This window comes from Actinomadura sp. NTSP31, assembly GCF_041951385.1.
GTDB classification, from domain to species: domain Bacteria; phylum Actinomycetota; class Actinomycetes; order Streptosporangiales; family Streptosporangiaceae; genus Spirillospora; species Spirillospora napierensis.
In genome coordinates, this window is the sequence record NZ_JBGNUT010000006.1 from 323,683 (window position 1) to 350,373 (window position 26,691).

General features: G+C 72.6%; 25 protein-coding genes. 22 read left to right on the forward strand and 3 right to left on the reverse strand.

Annotation, left to right across the window (positions count from 1 at the left end):
• The first annotated feature begins 48 nt into the window (after window positions 1–48).
• The 12 genes from ACA514_RS13415 (at window position 49) to ACA514_RS13470 (ending at window position 13,183) form a co-directional block, all read left to right on the forward strand.
• Window positions 49–1,221 (forward strand): LLM class flavin-dependent oxidoreductase, encoded by a 1,173-nt coding sequence (locus ACA514_RS13415; protein ID WP_375041412.1) that lies wholly within the window; start codon window positions 49–51, stop codon window positions 1,219–1,221.
• Window positions 1,218–1,691 (forward strand): flavin reductase family protein, encoded by a 474-nt coding sequence (locus tag ACA514_RS13420; protein ID WP_375041413.1) that lies wholly within the window; start codon window positions 1,218–1,220, stop codon window positions 1,689–1,691. The genes ACA514_RS13415 and ACA514_RS13420 overlap by 4 nt, the downstream gene beginning before the upstream one ends.
• 160 nt (window positions 1,692–1,851) lie before the next feature.
• Complete coding sequence (locus ACA514_RS13425) at window positions 1,852–3,453, forward strand: ABC transporter substrate-binding protein (protein ID WP_375041414.1); 1,602 nt, start codon at window positions 1,852–1,854, stop codon at window positions 3,451–3,453.
• Window positions 3,454–3,493: 40 nt separating this feature from the next.
• A complete protein-coding gene (locus tag ACA514_RS13430; RefSeq protein ID WP_375041415.1) occupies window positions 3,494–4,453 on the forward strand; it encodes an ABC transporter permease in 960 nt (319 codons plus the stop codon).
• Window positions 4,450–5,394 (forward strand): ABC transporter permease, encoded by a 945-nt coding sequence (locus tag ACA514_RS13435; protein WP_375041416.1) that lies wholly within the window; start codon window positions 4,450–4,452, stop codon window positions 5,392–5,394. The genes ACA514_RS13430 and ACA514_RS13435 overlap by 4 nt, the downstream gene beginning before the upstream one ends.
• Window positions 5,391–7,064, forward strand: a complete 1,674-nt coding sequence (locus ACA514_RS13440; RefSeq protein WP_375041417.1) for a dipeptide ABC transporter ATP-binding protein — start codon at window positions 5,391–5,393, stop codon at window positions 7,062–7,064. The genes ACA514_RS13435 and ACA514_RS13440 overlap by 4 nt, the downstream gene beginning before the upstream one ends.
• Complete coding sequence (locus ACA514_RS13445; protein ID WP_375041418.1) at window positions 7,061–7,882, forward strand: DUF1684 domain-containing protein; 822 nt, start codon at window positions 7,061–7,063, stop codon at window positions 7,880–7,882. The genes ACA514_RS13440 and ACA514_RS13445 overlap by 4 nt, the downstream gene beginning before the upstream one ends.
• Window positions 7,883–7,885: 3 nt before the next feature.
• Window positions 7,886–8,926, forward strand: a complete 1,041-nt coding sequence (locus tag ACA514_RS13450; protein ID WP_375041419.1) for an LLM class flavin-dependent oxidoreductase — start codon at window positions 7,886–7,888, stop codon at window positions 8,924–8,926.
• Window positions 8,927–8,944: 18 nt separating this feature from the next.
• Entirely contained in the window at window positions 8,945–9,475 is a 531-nt protein-coding gene (locus tag ACA514_RS13455; protein WP_375041420.1) for an NADPH-dependent FMN reductase, read from the forward strand.
• The gene (locus tag ACA514_RS13460; RefSeq protein WP_375041421.1) at window positions 9,475–10,836 is read left to right on the forward strand and encodes an NtaA/DmoA family FMN-dependent monooxygenase; all 1,362 of its coding nucleotides are present in this window, start codon (window positions 9,475–9,477) and stop codon (window positions 10,834–10,836) included. The genes ACA514_RS13455 and ACA514_RS13460 overlap by 1 nt, the downstream gene beginning before the upstream one ends.
• The gene (locus tag ACA514_RS13465) at window positions 10,833–12,029 is read left to right on the forward strand and encodes an LLM class flavin-dependent oxidoreductase (RefSeq protein WP_375041422.1); all 1,197 of its coding nucleotides are present in this window, start codon (window positions 10,833–10,835) and stop codon (window positions 12,027–12,029) included. Before ACA514_RS13460 ends, ACA514_RS13465 begins: the two co-directional genes overlap by 4 nt.
• Before the next feature lie 14 nt (window positions 12,030–12,043).
• The gene (locus tag ACA514_RS13470) at window positions 12,044–13,183 is read left to right on the forward strand and encodes an LLM class flavin-dependent oxidoreductase (protein ID WP_375041423.1); all 1,140 of its coding nucleotides are present in this window, start codon (window positions 12,044–12,046) and stop codon (window positions 13,181–13,183) included.
• Here the strand turns inward: ACA514_RS13470 and ACA514_RS13475 are convergent, their stop codons facing one another.
• Together ACA514_RS13475 and ACA514_RS13480 are read right to left on the reverse strand one after the other, a co-directional pair.
• Complete coding sequence (locus ACA514_RS13475; RefSeq protein WP_375041424.1) at window positions 13,184–13,624, reverse strand: nuclear transport factor 2 family protein; 441 nt, start codon at window positions 13,622–13,624, stop codon at window positions 13,184–13,186.
• An 11-nt stretch (window positions 13,625–13,635) separates the two neighbouring features.
• Entirely contained in the window at window positions 13,636–14,703 is a 1,068-nt protein-coding gene (locus tag ACA514_RS13480) for a hypothetical protein (protein ID WP_375041425.1), read from the reverse strand.
• A gap of 159 nt (window positions 14,704–14,862) precedes the next feature.
• Between ACA514_RS13480 and ACA514_RS13485 the strand changes: the two genes are divergently transcribed.
• The 5 genes from ACA514_RS13485 to ACA514_RS13505 all read left to right on the forward strand — a co-directional run bounded on the left by ACA514_RS13485 (window position 14,863) and on the right by ACA514_RS13505 (window position 20,718).
• A complete protein-coding gene (locus ACA514_RS13485) occupies window positions 14,863–15,543 on the forward strand; it encodes a TetR/AcrR family transcriptional regulator (protein WP_375041426.1) in 681 nt (226 codons plus the stop codon).
• A gap of 234 nt (window positions 15,544–15,777) precedes the next feature.
• A complete protein-coding gene (locus ACA514_RS13490; RefSeq protein WP_375041427.1) occupies window positions 15,778–17,325 on the forward strand; it encodes an LVIVD repeat-containing protein in 1,548 nt (515 codons plus the stop codon).
• A complete protein-coding gene (locus ACA514_RS13495) occupies window positions 17,322–18,005 on the forward strand; it encodes a DUF305 domain-containing protein (RefSeq protein ID WP_375041428.1) in 684 nt (227 codons plus the stop codon). The genes ACA514_RS13490 and ACA514_RS13495 overlap by 4 nt, the downstream gene beginning before the upstream one ends.
• 28 nt (window positions 18,006–18,033) lie before the next feature.
• Window positions 18,034–19,266: a helix-turn-helix domain-containing protein gene (locus ACA514_RS13500; RefSeq protein ID WP_375041429.1), complete on the forward strand. Its 1,233-nt coding sequence runs from the start codon at window positions 18,034–18,036 to the stop codon at window positions 19,264–19,266.
• 210 nt (window positions 19,267–19,476) lie between these two features.
• Complete coding sequence (locus ACA514_RS13505; RefSeq protein ID WP_375041430.1) at window positions 19,477–20,718, forward strand: MFS transporter; 1,242 nt, start codon at window positions 19,477–19,479, stop codon at window positions 20,716–20,718.
• Window positions 20,719–20,747: 29 nt separating this feature from the next.
• On the opposite strand, the gene ACA514_RS13510 is transcribed toward ACA514_RS13505, so the two are convergent.
• A complete protein-coding gene (locus tag ACA514_RS13510) occupies window positions 20,748–21,713 on the reverse strand; it encodes a PDR/VanB family oxidoreductase (protein WP_375041431.1) in 966 nt (321 codons plus the stop codon).
• A 143-nt stretch (window positions 21,714–21,856) separates the two neighbouring features.
• Between ACA514_RS13510 and ACA514_RS13515 the strand changes: the two genes are divergently transcribed.
• The 5 genes from ACA514_RS13515 (at window position 21,857) to ACA514_RS13535 (ending at window position 26,681) form a co-directional block, all read left to right on the forward strand.
• Entirely contained in the window at window positions 21,857–22,786 is a 930-nt protein-coding gene (locus ACA514_RS13515; protein ID WP_375041432.1) for a LysR family transcriptional regulator, read from the forward strand.
• Window positions 22,787–23,244: 458 nt separating this feature from the next.
• Window positions 23,245–23,484, forward strand: a complete 240-nt coding sequence (locus ACA514_RS13520; RefSeq protein ID WP_375041433.1) for a ferredoxin — start codon at window positions 23,245–23,247, stop codon at window positions 23,482–23,484.
• Between the two features lie 46 nt (window positions 23,485–23,530).
• Window positions 23,531–24,766 (forward strand): NAD(P)/FAD-dependent oxidoreductase, encoded by a 1,236-nt coding sequence (locus ACA514_RS13525; RefSeq protein WP_375041434.1) that lies wholly within the window; start codon window positions 23,531–23,533, stop codon window positions 24,764–24,766.
• Entirely contained in the window at window positions 24,763–26,145 is a 1,383-nt protein-coding gene (locus ACA514_RS13530; protein WP_375041435.1) for a Rieske 2Fe-2S domain-containing protein, read from the forward strand. Before ACA514_RS13525 ends, ACA514_RS13530 begins: the two co-directional genes overlap by 4 nt.
• Entirely contained in the window at window positions 26,142–26,681 is a 540-nt protein-coding gene (locus ACA514_RS13535) for an aromatic-ring-hydroxylating dioxygenase subunit beta (RefSeq protein WP_375041436.1), read from the forward strand. Before ACA514_RS13530 ends, ACA514_RS13535 begins: the two co-directional genes overlap by 4 nt.
• The last annotated feature ends 10 nt before the right edge of the window (window positions 26,682–26,691 follow it).

Sequence of the window (26,691 nt, forward strand, 5' to 3'; positions counted from 1 at the left end):
AAGACACCTCCGTCGCGTCGTGGCCGGCTCTGAGAGAGGAATGACCGCGTGACCCTGACGTTCCACTGGTTCCTGCCCACCTACGGCGACTCGCGCTTCATCGTGGGCGGCGGCCACGGCCGGCCGGCCGGAGCCGCGTCCGGCGACCGGCGCGCCTCCATCGGCTACCTGTCCTCGATCGTGCGGGCCGCCGAGGAACTCGGCTTCACCGGCGCGCTCACCCCCACCGGCGCGTGGTGCGAGGACGCCTGGCTGACCACCGCGATGCTGGCGCGCGAGTCCGAGCGGCTGGCGTTCCTGGTGGCGCTCCGGCCGGGCCTGATCAGCCCGACGCTGGCCGCGCAGATGGCCGCCACGTTCAACGCGCACGCCCCCGGGCGGCTGCTGCTCAACGTCGTCACCGGCGGCGAGGCCCAGGAGCAGCGGGCCTACGGCGACCATCTGTCCAAGGACGAGCGGTACGCCCGAAGCGCGGAGTTCCTGACGGTCGTGCGGCGGCTGTGGGCCGGCGAGACCGTCACCCATCGCGGCGCGCACCTCGACATCGACGCCGCGCGGCTGGCGACCGTGCCCGATCCGGTCCCGCAGCTGTACTTCGGCGGCTCGTCCCCGGCGGCGGGGCCGGTCGCCGCCGAGCACGCCGATGTGTACCTGACGTGGGGCGAGCCCCCGGACGCGGTGAAGGAGAAGATCGAGTGGATCCGCGGGCTCGCCGCGGCCCACGGGCGCAAGCCGCGCTTCGGCATCCGGCTGCACGTCATCGCCCGCGACACCGCCGAGGAGGCGTGGCGGCAGGCGGGACGGCTCGTCGAGGCGCTGGGGGAGGACACCGTCGCCGCGGCCCAGGAGTCGCTCGCCCGCAGCGAGTCCACCGGCCAGAGCCGCATGCGCGCGTTGCACGAACGCGGCCGGGCCGACGGTTCGTGGCGCGACCCGCACGCCCTGGAGGTGGCGCCGAACCTGTGGGCGGGCGTCGGCCTGGTCCGCGGCGGCGCGGGGACGGCGCTGGTCGGCGGCCATGACGAGATCGCCGACCGCATCGCCGAGTACGCCGAGATCGGCATCGACGAGTTCGTCCTGTCCGGCTATCCGCATCTGGAGGAGCTGTACTGGTTCGGCGAGGGCGTCCTGCCGCGGCTGGCCCGGCGCGGCCTGTTCCCCGAGCCGTCCGGTCCCGGCGCCGGCCACACCGCCTTCCTGCCGAAGGAGGCCGCGCGATGACCGAACTCGGCCTGGACCTGCGCCGGGTCTACGGCGCCTACCCGACCGGCGTCGCCGTGGTGGCGGGTCTGGTCGGTGGGCGCCCCGCGGGAATCGCCGCCAGCTCGTTCGTCCCGGTGTCGCTCGACCCGCCCCTGGTGTCGGTGTGCGTCGCGCACACCTCGACGACCTGGCCGCTGCTGCGCGAGCTGCCCCGCATCGGCATCAGCGTGCTCGGCGCCCACCAGGAGCACGTCGGACGCAGGCTCGGCGCCCGCACGGGCGACCGGTTCGCGGGCGTCGACTGGCGCGCCACCCCCGACGGCTGCGTCCTCGTCGAGGGCTCGTCCGCCTGGTACGAGTGCACCGTGGAGGAGCAGTTCCGCTCCGGCGACCACGACATCGTCCTGTTCCGTGTCCACGACCTGGACGCCGCGCCCGACGTCCCGCCGCTGGTCTTCCACGCGAGCGCCTTCCGCCGCCTGGGCTGAACCGGCGGTGGAACGTTCGAAAGCCCCGTTCCGGCCGGGATGCGGGCTCGCCCGGCGGCCGGGCCGATGTGATTTCATACTTAATTGGTTGGTATTGACGGGAACATGGCCGGAGCCATACGTTCGCTGTGATCCGGCCACCGTGATGGGAGAGAACCCCGTGAGAGCGACGTCGAGCCCGTGGAGAACCGCCGCCGTCCTGGCGACCGTCCTGGCGGCGCTGACCGCGTGCGGATCGGGGGGCGGCGGGTCCGGCGACGGCGCCGGGACCCCCCGGACCGGCGGCACCCTGACCTTCGCCGTCGGGTCGGACGCGGGCTGCGCCGACCCGCAGCAGGTCGGCAGCAACGACACCATCTACTCGGTGCGCCAGCTGGTCGACTCGCTCACCGACCAGGACCCGTCCACCGGCAAGATCGTGCCCTGGCTCGCGCAGAGCTGGACGATCAGCCGCGACGCCCGCGCCTTCACCTTCCACCTGCGGCCCGGCGTCACCTTCAGCGACGGCAGCCCGCTCACCTCCGGAGTCGTCAAAGCCAACTTCGACGCCATCCCGAAGCTCGGCCCGCTGGGCCTGCTCGCGACGGGCTACCTCAGCGGCTACCAGGGCACCGACGTCGTCGACGACCTCACCTTCAAGGTCCGGTTCAAGCAACCGAACGCGCAGTTCCTGCAGGCCACCGCCACGCACTCGCTCGGCATCGAGGCGGCGGCCAGCGTCCGCAAGACGCCGCAGCAGCGGTGCGCCGAGGGCATCGTCGGGTCCGGGCCGTTCACGCTCCAGAAGTACGTGCCGAGCCAGTCGATCACGCTCGCCGCCCGCAAGGGCTACGCCTGGGGCTCGTCGCTGTGGAAGAAGCCGGGCGCCGCCTACCTCGACCGCATCGTGTTCAAGATCCTCCCCGAGTCGGGCGTGCGGACCGGCGGGCTCCAGTCCGGCCAGGTCGACGCCATCGGCAGCGTCGGCCGCGCCGACGAGTCGGCCCTCAAGGCGTCCGGCGTGCAGCTTCTGGCACGTGCCAATCCCGGCATCGTCTTCGGGCTCACCCCGAACAACACCCGGTCGCCGCTGGACGACGAGAAGGTCCGGCAGGCGATCGCGCTGGGCGTCGACCGGCAGCAGATCGCCCAGACCGTCTTCCCCGCCGGCACGCAGCCCGCCACCAGCGTCCTCGCGCACACCACGCCCGGCCACGTCGACACCGGCCTGTCGCACGACCCCGCGCGAGCCAGGTCCCTGCTCCAGTCCGACGGCTGGACGCCGGGCGGCGACGGCGTCCTGCAGAAGGACGGCAAGAAGCTCAGCGTGGCCGCCACCTGGGGGCGCGTCGCCGCCACCAACAAGCCGGCGCTGGAACTGCTCCAGCAGCAGCTGAGGACGATCGGCGTGCAGCTCACCCTCAAGGAGCAGCCGGTCGCGCAGCTCGCGCAGATCCAGACGTCCGGGAACTTCGACCTGGTGTTCGGCAACGCCACCCGCGCCGACCCCGACATCCTGCGCACCGCGTTCTCGACCAGGCTCTCCAACCCCTACAAGCTGCCCGCCACCGGCCTGGACGGCCTCCTCGACGGCCAGGCCGCCGAACCCGACCAGGCCAAGCGCCTCGACCTGGTGGCGCAGGCGCAGCGGCAGATCGTCCAGCACGCCTACACCATCCCGGTCGTGGAGCTGCAGACCGAGCTGGGCGTCGCGAAGAAGGTCCACGGCGTGCTGTTCGACGCGTCGAGCCGCATCCAGCTGCACGACACCTGGATCGGCTAGCCGCCACCGCCCGCGTTCGGAGAGAGGTGAACCGGAACAGATGCGACGTTACGCGGCCCTGCGCCTCGCGCAGGCGGCCGGAGTGCTGTGGGCGGCCTACACGGTGTCGTTCCTCGTCCTCGACCTCCTGCCCGGCGACCCCGTCTCGGCGATGGCCGGGCAGGGCGTCGACCAGGGGACCATCGACCCCGCGCAGATCGAGCGGCTGAAGAGCGAGTACGGCTTCGACAAGCCGATCCCGGTGCAGTACCTCGACTACCTCGGCAAGGCGCTGCGCGGCGACTTCGGCGACTCGGTGTCCACGGGGCGGCCGGTGACGTCGGTCATCGGCGACGCGCTCCCGCAGACGCTCCAGCTGGTCGCGGCGGGGCTCGCGCTCGCCGTCCTGCTCGGCGGCGGGCTCGCGATGGCGGCGACCTACACGTCCCGGCGATGGCTGCGGCAGCTGCTGCTGTCGCTGCCGCCGCTCGGCGTGTCGGTCCCGACGTTCTGGGTCGGCCTGATGCTCGTCGAGGTGTTCTCGTTCCAGGCGCGGCTGCTGCCGGCGTTCGGGAACGGCGGGCCGCGCGGGCTGATCCTGCCCGCCGTCACGCTGGCGATCCCCACCGGGGCCGTCGTGGCGCAGGTCCTCGCCAAGAGCCTGCTCACCACGCTGGACGAACCGTACATACAGACGGCCCGGGCGAAGGGGGCCGGACGGCCGCGGATCCACCTGCGGCACGCGCTGCGCAACGCCTCGCTGCCTGCCCTGACGGTGGTCGGGGTCCTGGTCGGGCAGCTCATCGCCAACTCGGTCGTGATCGAGACGGTCTTCTCCCGCAACGGCCTCGGGCGGGTCACCGCCGGCGCGGTCACCACCCAGGACATCCCGGTGGTGCAGGGCGTCGTGGTGTTCGGCTCACTGGTCTTCGTCCTGGTCAACCTGATCGTCGACCTCGTCTACCCGCTGCTGGACCCGCGGATCGCCGCCACGTCCGGCCGGCGCTGGAGTCCCGCATGAGCAGCACCCTCGACAACGGCATCGCGGCCGAGGCGGTCCTCGGCGTCCCGGTGGCGCCGGACGTGCCGGACGCGCCGGACGCGCCCGGTCCGGCCGTCCGCCGCCGCCGCGCCGGAGCCGCCCAGATCGCGCGCTTCCTCCTGCACCGCCCCGGACTCGTGCTGTCCATCGCCGTGATCGCGGCGGTCGTCCTGGCGTCGTTCTGGCCCGCCCTGTTCACCTCGCGCGACCCGCTGACCGGGGTCCCGGCGCAGAGCTTCCGGGCGCCGGGCGCCGGGCACTGGTTCGGCACCGACGAGCTCGGCCGCGACCTGTACTCCCGCGTGGTGCACGGCGCGGCGCTGTCGCTGAAGGCCACGCTGATCGCCGTCGCGGTGTCGTTCGCCGTCGGCGGGCTGCTCGGCCTGCTCGCCGGGTTCGCCGGGCGCTGGATCGACGACGTGCTGATGCGGTTCGTCGACGTGCTGCTGTCCATCCCCGCGCTGTTCCTGTCGCTCGCCCTGGTCACCGCCCTCGGCTACGGCACGGTGAAGGTCGCGGTGGCCGTCGGCATCGCCAGCGTCGCGACGTTCGCGCGGGTCATGCGGGCGGAGGTGTTGCGGGTCCGGCAGGCCGTCTACGTCGAGGCGGCCCGCTCCTGCGGGACGCGCTGGTACGGCGTGCTGGGACGGCACGTCCTGCCGAACGCGATCGGCCCGGTGCTGGTGCTGGCCACCCTCGACTTCGGCACGGCCGTGCTCGCGGTGTCGTCGCTGAGCTTCCTCGGGTACGGCGCCGCACCGCCGGCCCCCGAGTGGGGGACGCTCATCTCCGACGGCCGCAACTACCTCGCGAACGCCTGGTGGATGACCGCGCTCCCGGGGCTGACGATCGCCGCGACCGTGCTCGCGACGAACCGGATCGCGCGGGCGCTCGACGGCGAGTGGGCGAGGCGGCGATGACCGGCCAGGACGCCCCGGTCCTCGAGGTCGCCGGCCTGTCGGTCTCCTACCGGACCCGCACCGGCCGGGTGGAGGCGGCCCGGGACGTGAGCCTGGACGTGCGGGCCGGCGAGATCGTCGCGCTGGTGGGGGAGTCGGGGTCGGGCAAGAGCACCACCGCGCACGCCGTCACCCGGCTGCTCGCCGGCAACGCCTCGCTCGACGCCGGGCGCATCGCGTTCGGCGGCCGGGACCTGGCGGCCCTGTCCGAGCGGGAGCTGCGCACCGTCCGCGGCGCCCGGATCGGCCTCGTCCCGCAGGACCCGGGCGTCTCGCTGAACCCGGTGAAGCGGATCGGCGAGCAGGTCGCGGAGGTGCTGCGGCTGCACGGCCTCGCGACCCGCCGGTCCGCGCCCGCCGCCGCGGTCGAGGTGCTGGACCGCGCCGGAATGCCCGACCCGGCGGTCAGGGCGCGGCAGTACCCGCACGAGCTGTCCGGCGGGATGCGGCAGCGCGCGCTGATCGCCATCGCGATCGCCGCCGAACCGGAGCTGATCGTCGCGGACGAGCCGACCAGCGCCCTCGACGTCACCGTCCAGCGCCGCATCCTCGACCATCTCCAGCACCTCACCGATGAGCTCGGTGCCGCGGTGCTGCTGGTCACCCACGACCTCGGCGTCGCGGCGGACCGCGCCCGGCGCATCGTCGTGATGTCGCGCGGCCGCGTCGTCGAGGCGGGTACGGTCCGGCGGATCCTCGACGACCCGCAGGACGACTACACGCGCCGCCTGCTGCGGAACGCGCCCAGCCTCACCGCCGTCCGGCCGCGCCTCCGCCCGGCCGCCGCGCCGCCGGAGCGGTCGCCCGGCACCGGGGAAGAGGTGCTCGTTGCGGCCGAGCACCTCGTCAAGGAGTTCCCGCTGCCGCGGGGCAAGACCGTCCGCGCCGTGGACGACGTGAGCCTGACCCTGCACCGCGGCCGGACGCTCGCCCTGGTCGGCGAGTCGGGATCGGGCAAGTCGACCACGGCGCGGATGATCCTGCGGCTCGCCCAGCCGACCGCCGGACGGATCCTCTTCGACGGCGAGGACGTCACCACCGCGGGCGGCGCCGCGCTGCGGGGCCTGCGGCGCCGCGCCCAGCTCGTCTACCAGAACCCCTACGCCTCCCTCGACCCGCGCTTCTCCATCGGCGAGGTGATCACCGAGCCGCTGCGGGCGTTCCGGATCGGCGACCGGGCGTCCCGCACGGCCCGCGCCCGCGAGCTGCTCGACCGCGTCGCGCTGCCCGCCTCGACGCTGGAGCGCCGGCCCGCCGAGCTGTCGGGCGGGCAGCGCCAGCGGGTCGCGATCGCCCGCGCGCTCGCGCTGGAACCCGACCTCGTGGTGTGCGACGAGCCGGTCTCGGCACTGGACGTGTCCGTCCAGGCGCAGGTGCTGGAACTGCTCGCCGAACTCCAGGACGGCACCGGGGTGGCGTACCTGTTCATCTCCCACGACCTCGCCGTCGTCCGGCAGATCGCGCACCGCGTCGCGGTCATGAAGGCCGGGCGGGTGGTCGAGACCGGCGCGACCGGCGCCATCTTCGGCGGGCCGGCCCACGACTACACCCGCGAACTGCTCGCCGCCATCCCCGGCGGGACCACGCACACCGACGACCCAGCCACGCTGCTCACGAAGGAGCGGACATGACCGCACAGACCACCACCAGCACGGTGACCGACCAGTTCGCCGAGGAATGGCGCGCCTGGCACGCCGCGCACGAGGCGCACCTGGCCGACCCGCACGGCTTCCTCGCGATCACCGGGCTGCACTGGCTCGACGAGGAACCGCGCCGGTTCGCCGGCGCACCGGGCCTCTGGTGGACGGGGGCCGAGGGCGTGATCGTCGTCCTCGGCGACGGCGAGGAACTCCTCGTGGACGGCGAGCCGGTGCGCGGCGAGCACCGGTTCGGCGTGCTGCCCGAACGCAGCGGCGTGACCCCGCTGTGGGGCGACGCGGCGATCGAGGTGGCCAAGCGGGGCGGGCACGACATCATCCGGCCGCGCCACCCCGACCACCCGCTGCGCACCTCCTTCCGCGGCACGCCCGCCTTCGCGCCCGACCCCCGGTGGTCGGTCACCGGCCGCTACGTCCCCTTCGACGAGCCGCGCCCGACCACCGTCGGCGCCGCCGTCGAGGGGCTCCAGCACGTCTACGACGCCCCCGGCCGGATCGAGTTCGAGCTGGCCGGCCGGCCCCTCGCCCTCACCGCGTTCAACGGCAAGGAGCCCGGCGACCTGCTCGTGCTGTTCACCGACGCGACGTCCGGCGTCACCACCTACGCCGCCAACCGCGCGCTGTTCCTCCAGGCGCCCGCCGCCGACGGCACGGTGACCCTCGACTTCAACCGCGCCCACAACCTGCCCTGCGCCTACACCGAGTTCGCCACCTGCCCGCTTCCGCCCGCCGAGAACCGGCTGCCGGTGGCGGTCGAGGCCGGCGAGAAGATCCCCTACGAGCGCGGCTGACCGATGGGCGCGATCCGTTCCCTGTCCTTCCTCACCCCCGGCAACTACCCCGACGACGACCCGCGCGCCGGCCTGGAGGCGACGCTGCGGCTGTTCGAGTTCGGCGAGGCCGAGGGGTTCGACGGCGCCTGGATCCGGCAGCGGCACCTGGAGCACGGCGTCTCGTCGGCGGCGGTGTTCCTGGCCGCCGCGAGCCAGCGCACCGGCCACGTGGAACTCGGCACCGCGGTGATCCCGATCGGCTACGAGAACCCGTTCCGCCTCGCCGAGGACCTCACCACCGTCGACGTGCTGTCCGGCGGGCGGCTCCAGGCGGGGTTCAGCACCGGCATGCCGCACGCCGACCTGCTGGGCGACCTCGTCCACGACGGCGACTGGCGCGACTACGACCTCGCCTACGGCCGGATCGCCCGGCTGGCCCACCACCTGCGCGGCGAGTACCTCGGCGGGCCCGACACCGTCATCCACTCGCCGGGCAACGTGCAGCGGCCCCGGCTCCAGCCGCACAGCCCCGGCCTGACGGACCGGCTCTGGTACGGCGGCGGCAGCCTGCGCTCGGTCCGCTGGGCCGCCGAGCAGGGGCTGAACCTGCTGACCGGCAACATCGTCCAGGGCGAGGGCACCGACGACTTCGTCGCGGCGCAGCTCGCGCTGATCGCCGAGTACCGCCGGCTGCTGCCGCCGGGCCGCCCGGGCCGGATCGCGCTCGGCCGGGTGATCGTCCCGCTGGACGGCGCGGACGCCGCGACCCGCGAGCGCTATCGGCGCTACGCGGCGGCCCGGCACGAGCGCACGCTCAAGCCGACGGGGGAGCGGCGGATCCTGTTCGCCCCCGACCTCGTCGGCACGTCCGACGAGATCGTCGAGCGGCTGCGGGCCGACGCCGCCGTGTCGGCCGTCTCCGAGCTGCGCCTGGAACTTCCCTACGAATTCGACGAGCACGACTACGAGCAGATCCTCTACGACGCCCGCACCCTGATCGCGCCCCGCCTCGGCTGGCGTCCCGCGACGTCCGGTGTGGGCTCGGCGGGGATCCCGGCCTGACAGAACGATTGGTGAAGCATGGCATTCCTCGTCCTGGTGGGAAATCCACGACCGCAGTCACGGACGCTCCAGATCGCACGGGAGGCGGCCGCGGCGGTCGCCGAAAGGGCCGGTGACACCGGCGCGGCCGACGTCGTCGACCTGTCCCTTCTCGCATCCGGGCTCCTCGACCCCGCCCCGGCGCCCGAGGTGGCGAGCGCCCTGGAGCAGGTCGCCGCCGCGGACGTCCTGGTGGTGGCGAGCCCCACCTACAAAGCGACCTACACCGGGCTCCTGAAGGTGTTCCTCGACCGGCTCCCCGGCGGCGCGCTCGCGTCGACGGTGGCGCTGCCGCTGCTGGTGATGGGCGATCCCAAGCATTCGCTCGCGGTCGAGGTGCATCTGCGCCCGCTCCTGGTGGAACTGGGCGCGACCGTACCGACGCCCGGCCTGGCGTTCCTGGAATCGCAGGTGCCGGACGCCGCCGGAGTGCTCGGCGCGTGGGCCGATCTGGTCGCCCCGCAGGTGTCCGCCGCGCTCGCGCAGCGCAAGGCCGCAGGAGTCGCATAGTGCCCGCGAAACAGATCCATCTGGCGGCCCATTTCCCCGGCGTCAACAACACCACCGTGTGGTCGGATCCCCGATCGGCCAGCCAGATCGACTTCGGTTCCTTCGTCCACCTGGCCGAGACCGCCGAGCGCGGCAGGTTCGACTTCTTCTTCCTCGCCGAGGGGCTCCGGCTGCGGGAGATGAAAGGACGCATCCACGACCTCGACGTGGCCGGGCGGCCCGAGTCGCTGACCGTGCTGTCCGCGCTGTCGGCCGTCACCACCCGCCTCGGCCTCGCCGCGACCGTCAACTCCACGTTCAACGAGCCCTACGAGGTGGCCCGCCGGCTCGCCACCGTCGACCACCTCAGCGGGGGCCGCGCCGCCTGGAACGTCGTCACCAGCTGGGACGAGTTCACCGGCGAGAACTTCCGCCGCGGCGGCTTCCTGGCCGAGGCCGACCGCTACGCCCGCGCCGCCGAGTTCCTGCACACCGCCCGCGAGCTCTGGGACTCGTGGGCGGACGCCGACCTCGTCGCCGACCCGGCGGCCGGGGAGTTCGCGCGGCCCGGCGCCGGCGCGTTCGCGCACCGCGGCGCGCAGTTCGACATCGCCGGCCGGTTCAACGTGCCGCGCCCGCCGCAGGGCCATCCCGTGATCATCCAGGCGGGCGACTCGTTCGAGGGACGCGAGTTCGCCGCCGCGGACGCCGACGTCATCTTCAGCCGCCACGGCACGCTGGAGGACGGCCGGGCCTTCTACAAGGACGTCAAGAGCCGCCTCGCCCGGTACGGCCGGCACCCGGACGAGCTGAAGATCATGCCGGCCGTCACCTACGTGCTGGGCGACACCGAGCAGGACGCGGCCGAGCGCGCCGCCGAGATCCGCCGCGCACAGGTCTCGCCGCAGAACGCCATCGCGTTCCTGGAGGGCTACTGGGGGCGGGACCTGTCGGCCTACGACCCCGACGGACCGCTCCCCGACGTCGAACCCGACCTCGACGAGGGCGTCTCGAAGGGCCGCGCGCAGTTCCGCGGCGACCGCGGCGAGGTCGTCCGCAAATGGCGCGCGCTGGCCGCCGAGCGCGGCCTCAGCATCCGCGACCTGGTCATCGAGACCACCGGGCGGCAGACGTTCGTCGGCACCCCGCGGTCGGTCGCCGACCAGATCGACGAGTTCGTGCAGACCGACGCCGCCGACGGTTTCGTCTTCGTCCCGCACCTCACCCCGGGCGGCCTGGACGACCTGGTCGACCGCGTCGTCCCGCTGCTGCAGGAGAAGGGCGTGTTCCGCACCGACTACACCGGGCCCACGCTGCGCGACCACCTCGGTCTCCGGGTCCCGCGCGCCCGCTCGCGCCGATCAGAAAGGGAGGCGTCATGACCGGCCTGCACCTGTCCGTCGCGCTCAACGACGCCGGCTGGCACCCCGCCGCCTGGCGCGACCCGGCCGCCCGCCCCGAAGCCCTGTTCACCGCCCGCTACTGGACGGACCTGGCCGCCGAGGCCGAGCGCGGGCTGCTCGACTTCCTCACCATCGAGGACTCCCTCGGGCTCCAGTCGTCCGCCCCGACGGCGCCCGACGACCGCACCGACCAGGTCAGGGGCCGTCTCGACGCGCTCCTGCTGGCCGCCCGGCTCGCGCCCGCCACGTCGCGGATCGGGCTCGTCCCGACGACCATCACCACGCACACCGAGCCTTTCCACGTCTCCATCGGCATCGCGTCCCTGGACTACGCGAGCCGAGGGCGCGCGGGCTGGCGGCCGCAGGTCGCGGGCGCCCGGCTCACCGACGCCGCCCACTTCGGCCGCCGCACCTTCCCCGAGTTCGACCTGCCCTGGTTCGCGACCCCGGAGGGGAAGGCGTTCAGCGCCGAACTGTTCGGGGAGGCCGACGACTTCGTGGAGGTGGTGCGGCGGCTATGGGACAGCTGGGAGGACGACGCCGAAATCCGCGACGCCGCGACCGGCCGATTCCTGGACCGCGACAAGCTGCACTACATCGACTTCGAGGGCCCCCATTTCAGCGTCCGCGGACCGTCGATCACCCCGCGCCCGCCGCAGGGCCAGCCGCTCGTCACCGCGCTCGCCCACGACGTCCGCCCGTACGAGTTCGCCGCCCGCAGCGCCGACGTCGTCTACGTCACCCCGCACTCGCGCACCGACGCCGTCACCATCATCGCCCAGGTCCGCGAGGCGGAACGGACCGTCGTCCGGGCCGGCGACCCCCTGAAGATCTTCGCCGACCTGGTCGTCTTCCTGGACGCGGCGCCCGGCGCCGCGTTCGCCCGCAAGGCCCGCCTGGACGACCTGGACGGCGCCGTCCTCACCTCCGACGCCGAGATCTTCGCCGGCACCCCCGGCGAGCTGGCCGACCTGCTGCTCGACTGGCGCGACGCGGGCCTGGACGGGTTCCGGCTCCGCCCCGGCGTCCTCCCGTCCGACCTCGCCGCGATCACGCGCGGCCTGGTGCCCGTCCTGCAGGACCGCGGCGTGTTCCGCGACGGCTACGACGCCGCGACCCTGCGCGGCCATCTCGGCCTGTCCCGTCCCGCCAACCGCTACGCGGCGACATGAGCCGGGAGGCGCCCGTGACCCCGCTGTCCATCCTCGACCTCGCGCCGGTCCCCGCGGGCGGCACCGCGCGCGACGCCCTGCGCAACACCCTCGACCTGGCCCGGCGGGCGGAGGCCGCCGGCTACCACCGGTACTGGCTCGCCGAGCACCACCTGGCCCCCGGGGTGGCCAGTTCGGCGCCGCAGGTCCTGATCGAGGCGGTCGCCGCGGCCACGTCCCGCATCCGCGTCGGGTCCGGCGCCGTGCAGACCGGCCATTGGACGCCGCTGTCGATCGTGGAGCAGTTCGGCACCATCGACGCGCTGCACCCCGGCCGGATCGACCTCGGGCTCGGCCGCTCCGGGCAGCGGCGCGCCGAGGCCGCCCGCGGCGCGGCCGCCCCGCCCCCGCCGGCCCGCGAGGCACGGAAGGCCGAGGTGGTGGACGGCCTGCTCATTCCCGAGCCGTTCGACTTCACCAGGCTCGCGAAGTCCCCGGTGTTCGACCTGCACGGCGCCCTGCTCCAGCAACCGGGAGCCGAGGCGCCCGACTTCGCCGGCATCGTGGACGACATCGCCGCGCTGATCGGCGGCACCTACGCCAAGGGCGACACCGAAGCGCACGCCAATCCAGGTGAGGGTGCTGAACTGGAGCTGTGGATCCTCGGCAGCAGCGGCGGCGAGAGCGCACGTGTCGCGGGTGAGCGCGGGCTGCCCTTCGCGGCGAACTACCACGTCAGCCCATCGAACGTGCTGGAGGCCGTCGAGGCGTACAGGGAGGCGTTCAAGCCGTCGGACGTGCTGGACGAGCCGTACGTCGTCGTATCAGCGGACGTCGTGACGGCGCCCACCGACGAAGAGGCCGAGGAGCTGGCGTCGCCGTACGCGCTGTGGGTGCACAGCATCCGGTCGAGGCTCGCGGCGATCCCGTTCCCCACGCCCGCGCAAGCCGCCGCGCACCGGTGGCGTCCCGAGGACCTGGAGCTGGTCGCCGACCGCGTCGACACGCAGTTCACCGGCGCCCCCGAGACCGTTGCCAGGAGTCTGCGGACCCTTCAGCGCGTCACCGGCGCCGACGAACTGCTCATCACCACGATCACGCACGATCACGCCGACCGCGTCCACTCCTACGAACTCCTGGCCGACGCGTGGAACCGCACGGCCGACCACCCGTGATCAACTGCCGCCTGCGGGCTCCCGCGGTTCCCGGGCGGCGGGTTCGGTGACGTCCATGCGCAGGCGGGTCAGCGTCGAGGTCCTGATCCGCCACGCGCCGCCGGCCTTCTCATAGGTCTCGTGGTAGTGGCCGAAGCCGACCAGTTCGCCGCCGTCGGCCCATTGGATCCGGTCCTCCATCGCCCAGATCCCGGCGGCGGTGGAGGGGGAGGTGAGGGTGATCTCCGGGGTGTGGCAGTGGTGCACCGTCACCTGGCCGGCCAGGGTCTCCTCGAGAAAGGCCATGAAGGCGTCGGCGCCGGTGACCACGCCGCCGCCCGAACCGGTGGTGTCCACCACCACGTCGTCGGTGAAGACCCGGCGCATGGCGTCCCAGTCCTTGGTGTCCATCGTGCGGCAGTAGCGGGCCTTCAGCTGCTTGATCGCCTCGATGTCGTCCACGGTGCCTCCGGTCAGGGGCGGGGCGCGTGGCGGGAGGCCTGGGTGGGCAGGTCGGCGTAGGTCACGATGCCCGGACGTGCCGCCACCACGGCCGGGATGGCGTTGACGACCGGCATCGCGGTGATCACCGAGCCGATGGCGAGCATGTCCTCCATGCTCATCGACGCCATGTCCTGCGGGAGCACCTCCACCCGCAGGTTCACCTGCGGATGGCCCCGCACCTCGATGAGGTAGGCCATCGCGACGTCCCAGGCGGGATCGAGGTCGGGCGTGACGGTCCAGCGGACGTGCGCCTCGACGGCGTCCGCGCCGCCGCGGGCGCCGATCCACCGGACGTCCAGCCCGGCGACGGTGCCGCTCTTCACCACGCGCCCGGGGATGTCCAGGTCCTTGGTCGCGTGGGCGAACTCGACCTCGCAGCGGACGTCGTCGAGCGCGGTGCCGAGAAGCTCGGCGAGGGCCTCGACGGCGTCGCCGAAGGGGGCCGTGGCCTTCCGGACGTCGTCGGCGTGCCCGGCGTCGCCCGCCGGGCGTCCCCAGCCGAGGTCGTCCTGGTTCGCGTCCGCGGCCCACAGGCCGATGTCGAACGACTCGAACACCGTGACGTGGTCGACCTGCCGGCAGACGCCCGAGGCGACCGCGGCCAGCTGGTCGGCGTAGCCGGGGTTGACGCCGCTGCCGAACAGGCTCGCGCCCCCCTCGCGGGCGGCCTCGTCGAGCGCGGCCCGCGCCGCTTCGCCGTAGGCGCGCCCGGTGAGGAACGAAGCGGTCGTGAGGACGTTGATCCCCGCCCGCAGCAGCCGCTCCAGGTGCCCGACGTCGGGATGCAGCGGCATGTACAGGACGCAGTCCGGCGCGAGTCCGATGATCTCCTCGACGTCGTCGGACGCGAGGACCCCGACCGGACGGCCGAGCCCGGCGAGGTCGCCGGCGTCCCGGCCCGCCTTCTCCTTGCTGTGGGCGTACACGCCGACGAGTTCCAGGTCGGGGCGCTCGACGACGGCCGCGAGCGACTGGCGTCCGATGTTGCCGGTCGTCCACTGCACCACGCGGATGGGGCGGTCGGGCGTGCGTTCCACGGTGCCTCCCTGGCGAGGGGTCGCCCGAAGCGGCGGCCACTGACCGCGGCACGCCCCGTGCGGGCGTCCCACCACTCGCTGGCGTGGCCTCACCCTAGGCATGGATTCTGACCGCGGTCAACATTCTGCCGATCACCGGCCTCGATAGTCTGTCTTGGTATGAGGGAGAACGAAGCGGTCGACGGCCGTGCGACACGTGCTGACCAGGGTCAGCGACGGACGAACCTGGCGCAGTCCCGCTCCCGCGAGACCAGGCACTCGCTCCTGCAGGCGGCGATCGCGCTGTGGCGCACCAACGGCTTCGCCGGCACCACGGTGGCCGACATCTGCCAGGCCGCGGGGGTCTCCAAAGCGCTGTTCTACTTCTACTTCCCGCGCAAGGAGGACGCCCTCCTGGAGGCCGGCTTCCTGTCCACCAGGGACGCGCGGCGGACGTGGCGCGAGCTGGTCGCCGAGCCCTACGACCTCTTCGAAGTGATCACCGCGGTGCTGGCCGCGCTGGAGCGGACGATGCGCCGCAACCCCCCGGAGCTGCTCGTCGAGACGACCCTGGAGGGGTACCGGGCCGAGCAGCGGGCGCTGGCGGAAGGCTCCTCGCGGGAGCACCACGCGACCCGGTTCCTCTTCCTCGAACTCCTGGAACGCGCCCAGGCCGACGGGAAGCTCCCGCCCGAGGCGGACGTGCTGCACATCGCGCGCGTCGCCCAGTCGCTCCTGGAGTCCGGCACCCGGCACTGGGCCGCCGGCGAGTACGGCGAGCGCGGCTTCGCCGAGGTGGTCGGCCACGACATCGCGGCGTTCATCGTCGGCTGCGACCGGATCGGGCGGCGGACGCCGTAGCCGGCTCGGATTCCGCGGTGTCTCCCCGCGGGCGCAACCCTGCCGTGACCAGCGGGATCAGCCTGCGAGTACCCCGGTGTTTGGCATTCGCACCCACATTTCCTCCAGGGAGTCGCTCAGTTCCCCACATAAAAAAGCCGTGGGCGCCCTCCTACAGTGACTCCACCTTAGAGAAACGCTGCCGTTTCGCTAAGGAGGCCGGCTTAGCTCACCCCCCACCCCCCGGGAGCCGCCATGAAACCCCAGTCGTGCCATGCGATGCCGACCGTCGACGTCACGCCGGCGGCGCCGGCCCGTGACCGGTCCCGTCGATGGAAGGCGGGCGGATTACTGGCCGTCGCGGCGGTCGCGGCCTCGCTGGTCTCGGCACCGGCCGGCGATGCCGGACGGGCGATGGCGGACCCCGAGGTCAGCGCGGCCGTGCCGCGGGCGGCGTGCGGCCCGGGCTCGTCACCGGAGACCGGCCTGCAAGGGCAGGTGCCGATCGCCGACCGCACCAGCGGCCGAAGCCAACGCGGCTACTCGTGCAACCTCGCCCTGCTCAGCCGGTACCAGGGGCAGGGCCAGGGAACGGTCGGGGCCTCCTACGGCCACTGCCAGTACCTCGGGACGATCCTGCCGAGCGCGCTGACCGCGAAGCACAAGGGCGTCAACGTCATCGACATGTCCGACCCGCGGCACCCGCGGCTCAGCGACTCGCTGATCAGCCCCGCCACGCTCGGCGGCACCTGGGAGACCCTCAAGGTGCACCCGGGCCGCGGACTGCTCGCCGCGGTGTCGGTCGGCGCCGCCACCGGCGGGTTCTTCGTCTCGGTGTACGACGTCAGGACCGACTGCGCCCACCCGAGGCTGCTCAACGGAATCCACGGCACCACGCTGACGATGCCCGGAGCCTTCCCCGGCCACGAGGCGAGCTGGTCCCCCGACGGACGCACCTACTGGACGACGGGCCTGCTCGGCGGCGCCATCGCGGCGCTGGACATGTCCGACCCGCACGCGCCCAAGGTGGTCTACAACGGCCTCACCGGGATGATCAACCACGGCGTCAACGTCAGCGCCGACGGCGACCGGGTGTACGTCGCCAGCTCCAGCATCCCCGCCGGCGTCACCATCTTCGACTCCAGCGACGTCCAGCGCCGCAGGCCGCACCCGCAGCTGCGCCGCGTGTCGGAGACGACCTGGAGCGACGGCATCGTCACCCAGTTCGCCCAGCCGTTCACCGACCACGGCCGGCCCTACATGCTGGCGGTCGACGAACTCGGCTCCGGCGGCGCCCGCGTCTTCGACATCTCCGACGACCGCCGCCCCCGGCTCGTCCGCAGGCTCAAACTGGAGATCGACCGGCCGGAGAACATCCGCGTCCGGGGCGCCGACACCGCCAAGAACGGCATCTTCGGGTACGACTCCCACTACTGCACCCTCGACCGTCCCACCGATCCCACCGCGCTGGCCTGCGGATGGATCCAGTCGGGCATCCGCGTGTTCGACATCCGCACCCTGACCCGGCCCCGCGAGATCGCCTACTTCAACCCGCCCGCGCAGGTCGGGCAGCGCGGCCGGCTGGCCAACTCCGCGCACGCCTTCGTGCCGTTCGGGGCCTACTTCTCCGACATCGTCAACGACTACCCCGGCAAGCCCGCGCCCTACACCGGCGAGACCGACATGACCGCCGACTGGTGCATGTCCCCACCGCGCTTCGACGGCGACCGGCTGTGGGTGTCGTGCGACGACAACGGCGCGCTGCTGCTGCGCTTCATCAACCACGCCTACCCGCTGCGATGAACCGGCGGCGGCTCACCGGCCAGGTGTTCTCGGCCACCGCGTTCATGGTGATCGGGGCCGTGGCGGCGACGCTGCTGTTCGGCGCCGGACGCGCCCCGGGTTCCGCGCGGACCCCGGCCGCCGGGACGGTCGACATCGGGTTCAGCCAGGACATGATCGTCCATCATCAGCAGGCCGTCACGATGGCGCAGGCCGTCGGCGGCCGGGTCAGCGCGCCGGTGGCGCAACTGGCCGCCGGCATCGAGCTGAACCAGCTCAGGGAGATCGGGCAGATGCAGGGCTGGCTGTCGTTGTGGAACGCCCCGCAGGTGCCCTCCGGACCGTCCATGACCTGGATGGCCTCCGGACAGGACCACGGGCACGGCGGTCATGCCGCCTCGGCCGCGTCCGGCGGCCGGGCCGGCGGCGACACGATGCCCGGCATGGCCTCGGTCCAGGAGATGCAGCGCCTGGGGGAGACCAGGGGCAGCGCCGCCGACGCCTGGTTCCTCAAGCTCATGATCCGCCACCACGAGGGCGGACTGATCATGACCACGGCCGCGGCGCGGACGGCCACGCTCCCGCAGGTCCGGTCGCTGGCCACGCTCCTCACCGCCGAGCAGCGCCAGGAGACCGCCACCATGACCGGCCTGCTCTCGGCAATGGGGCAACGCCCCTTCGCCGCCCCCGCTCACGGTTGAGCACCGACTCCATCCGGGAGGAGAGTTCGTGGTGTCTCTGTCCTTGTCAGAACCGCCCATCCTGCTCACCGACCCCCTGAACCCCCGCCACCGGTCCCCCCACCGGCTCGGGGACCTGCTGCGCCCGCACATCGAACCGGTCACCGAGGAGATCGCCCAGGAGATCCGCAGGCATGTGCCCGCGTTCGCGCTGCCCGCCGACGGCCACCCCGGCTGCCAACTGCTCGCCATGGTCGGCCTGACCGTCCGCGGTTTCGTCGATTCGGTGGACGAGCCCGCGCCCGACCTCGCGCCCATCACCGAGGGCTACCGGCGGCTCGGCGTCCGCGAGGCCCAGCACGGCCGCGGGCTCGACAACCTGGAGGCCGCCCTGCGGCTCAGCAGCCAGATCGTCTGCCGGCGGCTCATCCACCAGACCCGGATCCTCGACTCGCCGCACGACGTCCTGGCGATCCTCACCGAACGGCTCTTCCAGTTCCTCGGCCGGCTCGTCAACGCGGCCGCCCGGGGCCACGCCGCGGCCCACCACCGGCTCACCACCGAACGCGAGCAGCGGCGCGCGTACCTGCGCGACGCCATCGTCGCCGACCCGCCCACCAGCCGCGAGGCCGTCGTCGAACTGGCGGGGGCCGCCGGGTGGACGGCGCCCGACACCGTCTGCGCGATCGTGCCGCACTCACCGGCGAGCGTCACGCGCCTCCTGCCGCCGACCGTCCTGACCGACTGGTCCGGGCATGCCCCCTACCTGATCGTGCCCGACCCGGAGGGCCCCGGCCAGCGGCTCCTCATGGACCGGCTCGCCGAGAGCTGCCCGGGGACGATCGGACCCGCCGTCCCCCTGGAACGCGGCGCGAACTCCCTGCGCTGGGCCCGCCGCGGCGCCGCGCTCGTCAGCGAAGGAGCGCTGCCCGCGGCGGGCGCCGTCCGCTGCGTCGACCACATAGCGACCCTGACCGCCCACCTCGGCCGCGACCTGGTCGACGCGGCGGCACCGCAGTACCTGCAACCGCTCCTGGAGGAGCCCACCCCGCGCCGGGAGACCCTCGCCGAAACGCTGCTGTCCCATCTCACCCACGGCGGCAACGCGGTCAACGTCGGAAAGGAGCTGCACATCCACCCGCAGACCGTCCGCTACCGCATGCGGGTGATCCAGAACCTGTTCGGCGGAGAGCTTCCGGGCCCGGAGTCCAGGCTCGCGACGATGATCGCGCTCAACGCCCTGCTGCACTTGTCGGCTCCCGCCACCGGCCCGGCCAGATGAGCGCGGACGGGTATTCACGGAGCGGATGACGGGGATCCGTAAGTCCGATCCGGCGGGGACTATGCAGCGCGAGTGGCGTCGCTCATAGTTATGGCAGCTCAAAGCACCGATCCCCGGTGAAACCACCCCAGGTGCGACGAGGTTCCGACGCGCGCCTGTCGCGGCGTTGAGGACCCCGTGCCTTCCCTTGCCGCGACGTGGAGTGTCCGCATGCCCGAATCCGTGTCCGCGCCGCCGACCGCGAACCCTGGCGACGGAACGCCCGACGGCGTGCCGCCCTCCGGGGCGGCGCATCGCCTGAGGGTGACGCTGCTGATGGCGGGCAGCTGCCTGCCGATTCTGGGCGCCGTGCTCATCGCGCCCGTCCTGCCGAAGATGCAGGACGCCTTCGGCGACACCGGCGCCGCCAAGGTGCTGGTCCCGCTGGTGCTGACCATCCCGGCGCTCGCGCTGGCCCTGCTGTCGCCCTTCGCGGGCGTCATCGTGGACCGGCTCGGCCGAAAGCGCCTGCTGGTGGTCGCGACGGTGCTGTACGCGCTGGTCGGCACGGCGCCGCTCTGGCTGGACTCCCTCGGCGCCATCGTCGCGAGCCGCGTCCTGGTCGGCGTGACCGAGGCGGCGATCATGACGTGCTGCACGACGCTGATCGGCGACTACTACAGCGGCCGGGTCCGCGACCGCTACCTCGCCCTGCAGACGATGTGCTCCGCCGCCTCCGCGACGGTCTTCTTCGTGCTCGGCGGGGCGGCGGGATCGGCCGGCTGGCGCGCCCCGTTCTGGCTCTACGGGGTGGGGCTGCTGATCGCACCGGCCATGGCCGCGGTGCTGCCGTCCACGGCACCCGCCGCCGCGGACCCCGTCGAGCGGACGCCCCGGCCGTTCCCGTTCCGGCGCATGGCCGGGATCTGCGCGCTGACCGTGTTCGGCGCCCTGGTCTTCTACACCGTCCCGGTGGAGATGTCCTACCTGCTGGACGACCTCGGGGTGACGGCCACCGGCGCGATCGGCGCGGCCACGGCGGCGGCCAGCGTGGCCACCGTGCTCGGCTCGGTGGCCTTCACCCGGCTGTCGGGCTCGACCGCCGCCCGGCTCCCGGCCGTCCTGGCCGTGTGCGCCGCCGGCTTCGCGGTGATGGCGCTGGCCGGCAACGCCGTGGTGCTGGTGGCCGGCGCGGTGATCAACGGTCTCGGCGCGGGCGTCCTGCTGCCGTCCCTGCTCACCCTGGCGATGTCGCGGCTGCACTTCGCCGACCGGGGCCGCGGGACGGGCCTGTGGATGGCGGCCTTCTTCGCGGGCGAGTTCGCGTGCCCGCTGCTCATGCTCGCGGGCGAGGCCGCCGCCGGCACGCTGGCGGCGTCGGTCGGCCTGCTCGCCCTGGCCACCGGCGTGGTCGCCGCCGCGCTCCTGCTCCTGTCCCGGCGCGCGGCCCCGGCGTCCGCCGCCCCGGAGTGAGCCGGCAGGGGAAGCCGCCGGCGAGCGGGTCAGAGGTCCAGGACGAGACGCGGGGAATGCGCCCGCGAAACGCAGGTGAGAATCGTGTCGCCGCGCTCCCGCTGCGCCGGGGTCAGCAGCCGGTCGCGGTGGTCGGGGACGCCTTCCACGACCTTCACCAGGCATGCCCCGCAGATCCCGGCACCGCAGGACACCGGCACCCGCACGCCGACCTGCCGTAGACCGGTGGCCAGCGACAATCCGGCTCGCACGGTGAAGGTCAGCCCCGTCCGGGCGAGGACCAGCTCAACCGGTTCGCCGTCGCCTCCCCGTGACGTGCCCGCAGTGAAGAGCTGCCGGTTCACGGCGAGCCCGGATCGGCCGCAGATCCGTTCGACCTCCTCGACGAACCGATCCGAGCCGCACGTGTAGACCGCCGTTCCGGGATCGAGGCCGGTCAGCGGTGCCGCCAGATCCGGCCGGGCGTCCTCGCCCGCGGTCATCGGGGTGATGTTGGAGGCCAGGTCGGGGAGCATCGCGGTGATCGGCTCGACGTCGAGCCCGCGGCCGACGAAGACCATCGACCACGGGAGGTGGGACGCCGCGGCAAGGCGTGCCATCGGGATCAGCGGGGCGATGCCGAGGCCGCCGGCGAGGAACAGGTACCGGCGGGCGGCGCGGAGCCGGAACCAGGAGCGGGGGCCCAGGTAATCGAGACGGTCACCGCGCTCCATCCCGTCGTGGACGAACGCCGAGCCGCCGCGCGACTCCCGTTCGCGCCCGACGAGGAGCCGCCACTCCTCCCGGTCGGCGGTGTCGCCGCACAGCGAGTACGGCCTCACCAGGCCGTTCGGCAGCACGACGTCGATGTGGGAGCCGGGGGACCAGCCCGGCAGCGGCCGGCCTTCCGGGTCGCCCAGGCGGAGGAGCACCACGTTGCCGCTGAGACGTTCCTTGCCGCGGACCACGAGTCGTCCGCCGGCGTCCGGCGCGCGCCGGAGGCTGTCGCGCGCCATCACGATCGTTGATGCCAATCATTTCGATCCGCCAAAGCCGGCGACCGCGCCGTGCCGGCTGCCGCCTCTCGGGCTACGCTGTGTCGGCTGCGGCTGACCAGGCATGATGACGTCCATGCCGGTGCCCGCCAAGGAGGACGGCAATGGAGTTGGGCGGCTTCGACCTGAATCTTCTGGTCGTCCTGGACACCCTGCTGCGCGAGCAGAACGTCACCCGGGCCGCCGAACGGCTGCACCTCTCCCAGCCCGCCGTCAGCACCGCGCTCGCCCGGCTGCGTAAGAGCCTGGACGACCCGCTGCTGGTGAAGCAGGGCCGGGTCCTGGTCCCGACGCCTCGGGCCGAGGCGCTGGCGGGACCGGTGCGCGAGGTCCTGGCGACCGTGGAGCAGTCGGTGCTGCGGCCCCCGGGGTTCGATCCGTCCGCCGACGCCCGCACCTTCTCGCTGGTGGCCAGCGACTACGTCGGGATCATGCTGATCCGGCCGCTGCTCGCCCGGTTCGGCGCGCAGGCGTCGCGGCTGCGCGTCGACCTGCGCCCGCCGTCCTTCGGCTACCTCACCGACCTGCAGCGCGACGAGATCGACGTCGCCGTGATACCGGACCGGCTGGTCGGTCCCGGCGACCTCCCGGACTGCTCCAGCGCCACGGTGATCGAGGACCGGTTCGTGGGCGCCGTCTGGCGGGAGCACCCGCTGGCCGCCGCCGGCCGGCTGACGGCCGCGGGCCTCGCCGGCTGGCCCTACCTGGCCTACGCGCCCGGCGAGCGGATGAGCCTCGTCGAGGAGGACCTGGACGACCAGGGGATCGCGCGCAACGTCGAGGCGGGCGCGAGCAGCTTCGTCGCGATGCCGTTCATGGTGACGGGCACGCCGCTGATCACCATCATCCCCGAGCGGCTGGCGCTGCGCGTGGCCGAGGCCGCCGAGCTGGTCGTGCTGCCCTTGGAGTCGCCGCTGCGTCCCCTCCGCCAGCTCGCCTACTGGCACGCCCGCCGGGACGGCGACCCCGGGCATGTGTGGCTGCGCGAACAGCTCTTCGCCGTTGCCCAGGTTCAGGCCCCCGGCGACGACTGAGGTCATGGGCGGAGCGGCAGGACCGTCATGCCCGCCTCCGCCCGGCCGCCCGGTAGGCCTCGGGGTCGACCAGTGCAGCGACACCGCGTCGGCCTCGGCCGGCAGGTCGCCGAGACCGGCGGTCACGCGCACGCCCGCCGGCGCGGACGGATCAGAGCGTGGCGGCAGGACATGGCGAGCTGTACTCCTCGTCCGTAGAGAGAAATCTCCGGGCAGCGCCTTGAGAACGCGCCGGCAGGAGAGACCGCCTCGCCCGGCTTGGCGAGGCCGTGGTGCTCCCATGCTCGCCCGCAGGCAGGAACCCGGCCAGCCCTCACGTGTATTCACTATCGGATACCTGTCATCAGCCACATTGATTTCTCAACGAACAGCTCTGCTCCTAGCATCGCTTCGTATACACGTTGGAAACATTCCGGTCCTCTTCTCGTCGCCGAGCCGTCGCCGGAGAAGGATCGCGAATGGGCGTCCGCGAAGAATTCCACCTGACCGGGAATCTGGGAGACGTGATGCAGATAGAGCTCGATTCCGGAAAATGCGCCGGCCATGGCGTGTGCGCTCTGGAAGCGCCGGAGATCTTCGACATCGACGACGAGAGCGGACTGGCCGTCCTGCGCACCGAGCAGCGGCCCGAGGGGCAGGAGGCCGCCGTGAACGCCGCGGTGCGCGGCTGCCCCGAACGCGCGATCACGATCGTTTAGTCGAATGCCGCATGTGTCAACGGACGGCTCAGCGTCCCGTGTCGTCGTGGTCGGAGCGTCACTGGCCGGGCTCAGTACGGTGCGGGCCCTGCGCCAGGCCGGGCACAGGGGCGAACTGGTCCTGATCGGCGCCGAAGCCCATCGCCCCTACGACAGGCCGCCGTTGTCCAAGCAGATCCTGCTCGGGGATGCCGTCTCCGATGTGAGCGCGGCTGCCATCGCGCTGGCAGGAGACGGTGAGCTGGCCGACCTCGACGTGCGGACGCGCTTGGGCGTCCGGGCATGCGGCCTCGACCTCGCCGGTGACCGCGTCCTCCTCGAGGACGGCACCGCGGAGGCGTTCGACCAGGTGGTCCTGGCCACCGGAGCAGCGCCACGCCGGCCCTCGTCCCTGCCGCCGCTGGCCGGGATCGCGGCACTGCGCACATGGGACGACGCCGTGGCGTTGCACGCGGCTCTGCGGCAGGCGAGACGTCCGGTGATGCTTGGCGGCGGCTTCATCGGGCTCGAGGTCGCCACCGCCGCCGCCACGCTGGGACGCACCCCGATCGTCGTGGAAGGCGCACCCAGCCCGTTGCACCGATTCGGGGAACAGGTCGGCCGCGCCGTTACGGCACTCCACCGGCACCAGGGCATCGACATGCGCACCGGTCGCAGGATCGTCGCGGTCGAAGGCGACGGCCGGGTGGAACGCGTCGTCCTCGACGACGCGACGGTGATCGACACGGACCTCCTCGTCGTGGGGGCTGGCGCGGCCCCCGCGACCTCATGGCTGCGCGGCAGCGGACTGGACATCAGCGACGGCGTGGTCTGCGACGACGCCTGCCGATCGGTGTCGGACCCGCGGGTGTTCGCCGCCGGTGACGTCTGCCGCTGGTACAACCCCCTGTTCGGCCGTTCGATGCGCGTGGAGCACCGCCAGGGGGCGGTGCGGCACGCCGACGTGATAGCGGCCGCGATCTGCGGGGACGGCTCCGCGTCCGCCGCCTTCGTCCCCTACTTCTGGTCCGACCAGGCCGGTACGAAGATCCAGTTTCATGGTCACCTGCAGCCCGGCGACACGGTCCACGCCGTCCACCGGGACGGCGCGCGGCTCGCGGCGCTGTACTCCCGCGACGGCGTCCTGACCGGGGCGCTCACGATCGGGGCCGCCGGCTGGTCGGCGCGGCTCGCACGCCAGGTGGCGGGACGCGCCGACCCGGCCACCGCACTCCACCTGCTTACTGGCCCGCCGCATCGGCGCGCCACCGGGAAATCCCACCACCCCTTGGAGAGCACATGACGCTCACCTCGTCCGACCGGGTCCAAGCCGTACTGGCCACGGCGGCCTCAGGCGCCGCCCACGGCACCTTCCCCGTCGAGGCGTTCGCCGACGACGCCGTCTACCAGGCCGAACTGGACCGCATCTTCGCCAAGTCCTGGCTGTTCGTGGCCCACGAGAGCGAGATCGCCGAACCCGGCGACTACGTGCTGCGCCACCTCGGCGAGGACGAGGTCATCGTCACCCGCGACGAGGACGGCCGGATCCACGTGCTCTACAACGCCTGCCGTCACCGGGGCGCGCCCGTCTGCCGCGGCGCCAAGGGCAACAGCTCCCATTTTCGCTGCCCCTACCACGGCTGGACCTACCGCAATGACGGGACATGGGCGTCGGCGCCGCGCAAGACGCTGGTGTACAAGAATCTCGACACCGCCAACTGGGGACTGCTCGCGGCCCCGCATGTCGCGGTGAGATGGGGTCTGGTCTTTGCCAGCCCCGACCCCGCGGCCCCGTCTTTCGACGACTATCTGGGCGACATGGCCTGGTATCTGGAGACCATGTTCGGTCTGGACTCCCGCGGCATGGTCGTCATGGGCGAGCCCGAGCGGGCCCTGCTGGAGGCCAACTGGAAGACGGGCGCCGAGAACTACTGCGGTGACGCGCTCCATGTGGCGCACACCCACAAGAGCCTCGAAGACCTCGGGATTGCCGAGCAGCTGCTGCGCGAGCAGGAGATGTACTCGATGTTCAGCCCCGGGAAAGGCCATGCGACCTTCGCATGGAATCTCGAGCGCAGTGGCCTGCCGGTCGAAGCGCCGTGGGGATACCCGAAGCAGGTATGGGACCTGTTCGACCAAGGGAAACTGACGGCCGATCAGCAGCGGTTCAACGCGGAACGCATGCCGCTGGCCGGGCTGGTCTTTCCCAATTTCGGCTTCTTTCGCGGGTTCTCCTTCGACCCCGTCTCCCGGCGCGTCATGGTCCATACCCAACTGCGGCTGTACCAGCCGCGCGGTGCGACCAAGACCGAGGTTCTGTCGTGGCTGGTGTTCCACGTGGCCGAGCCTGAAGAATATCGAACCAAGTCCTACCGTGACGGCCTTTTCGTCCTCAATGCCCCGGGCATCCTCGAACAGGACGATTTCACTCTCTGGAACGGGCCCTCCCGCGTCGGCCGCAGCCGGTTCGCGCGCGACCGCGAAATGGGACTCAATTATCAGGCCGGTCTGCCCGGGATGAGCAGGGGCGGCCCCATCGGGGACCATCCAGGACCGGGCGAATCCTACGACTCCGCCTTCACCGAGGGAAATATTCGCGCCTTCCAGCGCCACTGGCTCGACCAGATGAACGCTGCCGGCGCCGGCTCGGGCGACGCGGGTCGGCTCGAGGAGGACCGATGACGGCGCCCCTGCGCCGGACAGGCCGGGCCCGGGTCTCGCCGGAGACCGAAACGGTCGTGCGCTCCTGGTTGGACTACGAGTCCATGCTCTTGGACGACATGCGCCGGCTTCACGAGTGGCACGACCTCCTTGCTCAGGACGTCGTCTATCAGGTACCGGTGCTCGTGCCACGCGAATTCACCAGCAATCTCCCGGACTACCCCGACGGTTCGTACCACATGTACGACAACTGGTTCACCCTGAAAATGCGCATCGACCGGCTCGACGGCGAGCATGCATGGGCAGAGGACCCGCCGTCGCGGCTACGGCGCGTCGTCACGGGGATCGTGGTCACTCCTGGCGGCGACGAGGCGCATGTCAACGTCCGAAGCGCCTTTCACCTTCACCGCGAGCGTCTGCGTTTCACCCCGGAACTATGGGTGGGCGAGCGGCACGACGTCCTGCGCAAGGAAGGCGATGACTTCCGGCTCGCCCAGCGCACCGTGTACCTCAACCACGCCGTACTTCCCGGAGCGGTTCTGTCGTTCCTGTTCTGAAAGGGGCAAC